This window comes from Terriglobus sp. 2YAB30_2, assembly GCF_052114765.1.
Lineage (GTDB): Bacteria > Acidobacteriota > Terriglobia > Terriglobales > Acidobacteriaceae > Terriglobus.
Window position 1 is genome coordinate 1 of record NZ_JBFRFJ010000044.1, and the last position, 4,447, is coordinate 4,447.

4 protein-coding genes are annotated in these 4,447 nt (G+C 59.2%); 1 reads left to right on the forward strand and 3 read right to left on the reverse strand.

Annotation, left to right across the window (positions count from 1 at the left end):
- Positions 1–179: 179 nt before the first annotated feature.
- The 3 genes from AB4Y89_RS24330 to typA form a co-directional block, all read right to left on the reverse strand.
- The gene (locus AB4Y89_RS24330; protein ID WP_442303535.1) at positions 180–1,127 is read right to left on the reverse strand and encodes a TIGR00730 family Rossman fold protein; all 948 of its coding nucleotides are present in this window, start codon (positions 1,125–1,127) and stop codon (positions 180–182) included.
- A 214-nt stretch (positions 1,128–1,341) separates the two neighbouring features.
- On the reverse strand, positions 1,342–1,641 hold the full coding sequence (locus AB4Y89_RS24335) for a hypothetical protein (RefSeq protein WP_442303536.1): 300 nt from the start codon (positions 1,639–1,641) through the stop codon (positions 1,342–1,344).
- Between the two features lie 35 nt (positions 1,642–1,676).
- Positions 1,677–3,494, reverse strand: a complete 1,818-nt coding sequence (typA, locus tag AB4Y89_RS24340; protein ID WP_442303537.1) for a translational GTPase TypA — start codon at positions 3,492–3,494, stop codon at positions 1,677–1,679.
- 127 nt (positions 3,495–3,621) lie between these two features.
- Between typA and AB4Y89_RS24345 the strand changes: the two genes are divergently transcribed.
- Entirely contained in the window at positions 3,622–3,987 is a 366-nt protein-coding gene (locus AB4Y89_RS24345; RefSeq protein WP_442303538.1) for a hypothetical protein, read from the forward strand.
- Positions 3,988–4,447 lie beyond the last annotated feature (460 nt).

Consider the following 4,447-nt stretch of genomic DNA (forward strand, 5'->3'; position numbering starts at 1 on the left):
AGGACGGGGACGGCCCACATGACCCGCTCGGCCTGGCAACAACCCTTCTATCCGATTCCACTGAGCATCGGTCAGCTCGTAGCGCAATACTCCCATGCAAAAACTGCAACAAAAAACTCTCCCGCAGCGGAAGTGAATATGTCGATACGCCCTAGGAACCAGCAACCAGCAACTGCTTCTCACCCTCTCGTCTTCGCGATATCCGGACCGACGAAATCTTCCACACTAGGCGGAGTGGCCGGTTCGGCCTGCGGCTGCAGATGGTTCTTCGTCAGACCATCGACCAGAAGATGGAACGCTTCTTCCGGTGTGTCGGCGAACTGGAAAAGATCGCGATCTTTGACGGCGATTGCTCCCTTATCCACCAGCACATCGAGATTGATGACTTGCGACCAGTATTCGCGGCCGTAGATCACGACCGTGATCTGTTTGGCCAGCTTGCGGGTTTGGGCGAGGGTCAGGAGCTCGAACATCTCGTCCAGCGTTCCAAAGCCTCCGGGAAAGACCACCAGAGCCTTTGCGAGGTAGGCGAACCAGTACTTACGCATGAAGAAGTAGTGGAACTGGAAGTTGAGCTCGGGGGTGATCCAGGGGTTCGGCAGTTGTTCGAAGGGGAGCGCGATGTTCAGGCCGATGGTCTTGGCTCCGGCCTCGGTGGCGCCGCGGTTCGCGGCCTCCATAATGCCCGGCCCTCCGCCGGAGGTGACGACGAAGCGATTGCGGCGGCCTGGGAGCTTCATCGCCCAGGTAGCCATCATGTTTGCCAGTGTGCGCGCGTCTTCGTAATAGCGAGCCATCTCAATGGCGGCTTCGGTACGTTTCTTCTTCAGCTCGCTGGTCTCTTCGCCGTCGAACGCCGGCTGTTCTTCTTCCGGTGCAAGCTTCGCGGAACCGGTGTTCTCCAGCAGTCGCATCTGGTCTTCGGCGGCGTCCATACCGATAAAGCGGGCGGAACCGAAGAAGACGACTGTGTCCTGGACGCGTTCCTTACGAAAGCGCGCAAGAGGCTCAGAGTACTCCGCCAGAATGCGGAAGATGCGTCCATCGGGGGAATTGATGAAGTGATCGTCCTCGTAGGCGAGGGGAGCGTGCTGGAGGGGATCCGGAACCGGATGCTGCTGACTCATAACACAAGGGTAGTTGAATGGTTGATTGGTTGAATAGTTGAATGGTCAACGATTGGTACTGCGTCAAAACCATTCAACTATTGCACTATTCAACCCGGCGTTAGAGCATTTCTCCTGTTGCTGGGTAGCCCGGAAGGGGAGTGCAGCGGCGTTTTCATTGCGGAAAACGCCCATAGATACGGAATCCCTACACCACACCTACAGGAGAAATGCTCTAGCCGCGATAGTCGCGATACTGGATCACTTCGCTGATGCCGATCCAGATGTCCAGCAAGCCGAGGCCTGAGATCAGGCCCTTGATGGCGCCATTCCGTAGAATGGCGCCGATGGTGGGATAAGCGTTGAAGAGATTGTTGTGGTCCCAGACGCGGGGCCACCACGGAAGCACCGTCACCAGCACACCCAGGTAAACGCAGAAGAGTACCAGGATGAACAGCGAAATGCGTTGCAGCCAGACGGGGGCCGGACGATCGTGGTGCTGTCTTTCGTGTGCTGCTTCCGGCTGTACTGCCATCAAATCTCCGAGACTAGCTCTTAGACGTAAGCCTACTACTCCACGTTTTGGTTGCGGCGTGGACGGCGGTTGGCCTGCAGGACCTTCTTGCGCAGGCGCAGGTTCTTCGGCGTGACCTCAACCAGTTCATCGTCCGCGATGAACTCAATGCACTGCTCCAGCGTGAGCTGCTTGTAGGGCACCAGGCGCAGGGCTTCATCGGCCGAGCTGGCGCGCATGTTGGTCAGCTTCTTTTCGCGGACGCAGTTTACGTCGAGGTCGTTGTCACGCGAGTGCTCGCCGACGACCATGCCCTCGTAGACTTCGATACCATCGCCGACGAAGAGAACGCCGCGGTCCTGCAGGCCGTTCAGTGCATAGGTGGTCGTTGTGCCTGCGCGGTCGCTGATCAGGGCTCCGCTGGGACGCTGCGGAATCTCACCCTGGTAGTTGGTGTAGCCGTCGAAGATGGAGTTCATCACGATGGTGCCGCGCGTTTCGGTCAGCATCTCCGAGCGCAGGCCGATCAGGCCGCGGCTGGGAACCTTGAACTCCATACGCACACGGCCCTGGCCGTGCATCTTCACCATCTCGCCTTTTCTAGGCCCAAGCTTCTGGATCACGGTTCCGGCAAACTCTTCCGGAACGTCGATGGTCACATACTCCACCGGTTCCATCAGGGCGCCGTCGATGCGCTTGGTGACGATCTCAGGGCGGCCGACCATCAGCTCGAAGCCTTCGCGGCGCATCATTTCGATCAGCACGGCGAGCTGCAGCTCACCACGGCCCAGCACCTTGAAGCTATCGGGTGAATCGGTCTCTTCCACGCGGATGGAGACGTTGGTCAGCAGCTCGCGGTCGAGGCGGTCGCGCAGGTTACGGCTGGTGACGTACTGGCCGTCGCGTCCGGAGAAGGGCGAGTTGTTGACCGAGAACTGGATGGCGATGGTCGGCTCGTCGATGGTGATCTTCGGCAGCGGCTGCGGATTGTCCACACCGGTGATGCTCTCGCCGATGGTGATGCCGGCAACGCCGGCGATGGCGACGATGTCGCCGATCTGGGTCTGCTCGATGTCGGTCCGCTTCAGGCCGGCAAAGCTGAACAGCTTGGTGATCTTGGTCTTCTGCAGTGTTCCGTCCAGCTTGGCGACGTTCACTTCGTCACCGGTCTTCAGATTGCCGTTGAAGACGCGGGCGATGGCCAGGCGGCCAAGGTAGTCGGAGTAGTCGAGGTTGGTCACCAGGATCTGGAGGGCGCCTTCGTGATCGCCGACGGCCGGCGGAATCTTCGCGAGGACGGTGTCAAACAACGGCTTCAGGTCGGTGCCGGGCTGGGCCAGGTCCATGGTGGCGGTACCGGCCTTGCCGTTGGTGTAAACCACGGGGAACTCGAGCTGGCTCTCATCGGCGTCGAGGTCGATGAACAGGTCATAAACCTCGTTCAGAACTTCCTGGGGACGGGCATCGGGACGGTCGATCTTGTTGATAACAAGGATCGGAGGCAGGCCGGCCTCGAGAGCCTTGGACAACACGTAGCGGGTCTGCGGCAAGGGACCTTCGCTGGCGTCGACCAGCAGGACGACACCGTCCACCATCTTCAGGGCGCGTTCTACTTCGCCGCCAAAGTCGGCGTGGCCGGGGGTGTCGACGATATTGATCTTGGAGTCGCCGTAGTGGACGGCGGTGTTCTTGGCCAGAATGGTGATGCCGCGCTCTTTTTCGAGCTCGTTGGAGTCCATCACGCGCTCGGCCACGGCCTCGTTCGCGCGGAAGGTGCCGCTCTGGCGCAGCAGCGCGTCAACCAGCGTGGTCTTGCCGTGGTCGACGTGGGCGATGATGGCGATATTCCGAATAGGCGTAGTGGCGTTGCTCACGGGAGTGGATCCTGTTCTGAAAACTTGAGTTTTGCGGGGAACCGGCAGGAATCTGCCGCCTCCAACAGTTTACCAGCACGGGCTGGCGGCACGCCGTCGGGGAGGCTAATCTTTCCTTATCTACCCTATGGAGCCACGTTTTACAGCAGACCCTCGTTCCGTCCCCGGCGACTTCTACGTCATTCAGAATGAGTGTCTGGGCTGCGGCATTCCCCAGAAGATCGCCCCGGAGCTGGTGAACTGGGTCGAAAGTTCGCCGCCGCACTGCGGCTGGATGCGCCAGCCGGCCACGAAGAAGGATCTGAAACGGGCGATCGAGATCCTGAAACAGCAGGACTTCGGCTGTCACCGGTATGCAGGGACGGACCCGAGGGTGCTCCAGAGCGTTCCGGAGTGCTGTGATTATTTCGTCCAGCCGGGAGTGGAGATGCCGCAGCAGCGGGTGAGCTGGTGGCGGAAGGTGTGGAAGAAGCTAGCTGGCTCCGAGCGCTGAAGGCGCGTTCTATACCAGCCTGGGGCAACGCCCCAGGTCTCCGGGCACATTCAAAACCAAAGGGCTGAAGGCCCGCTCTATAATTCCGCAGCGAAATTTATTGATACACCTTACTTGTTAGTTTAAGTCGCGCCAGACGATTCGTCCCGCACGCACATAGATTTCGGCACCTTGAAGAGAGGTTAGAGCCCAGTCGGGAGCGCCTGGTGCGCTTCTCCGTGAAACAAGCTTCAGCCCGTTCGAGAGCTGAAGCTCGATCTCCGGAATACGACCGATCCATCGCACTGTTTCGATGGTTGTTCCGGGTACCGGGCGTAAGAGTCTGTGTGAGTACTACTTGATTTTCGGAGTTATTTATACGAGAAGAGAGTATGTCACGTTATCTTCCCTATTCTCCAGAGCAGGGTTATCTTGTTCCGCCTCGCGTGGACGAAGTTCTGAGCGCGGATCATCTGTGTTT

Bases quoted from the DNA above. Each gene is read 5' to 3' on its own strand.
- AB4Y89_RS24330 (WP_442303535.1), bottom strand. From the start codon at position 1,127: ATGAGTCAGCAGCATCCGGTTCCGGATCCCCTCCAGCACGCTCCCCTC.
- AB4Y89_RS24335 (WP_442303536.1), bottom strand. From the start codon at position 1,641: ATGGCAGTACAGCCGGAAGCAGCACACGAAAGACAGCACCACGATCGT.
- AB4Y89_RS24345 (WP_442303538.1), top strand. From the start codon at position 3,622: ATGGAGCCACGTTTTACAGCAGACCCTCGTTCCGTCCCCGGCGACTTC.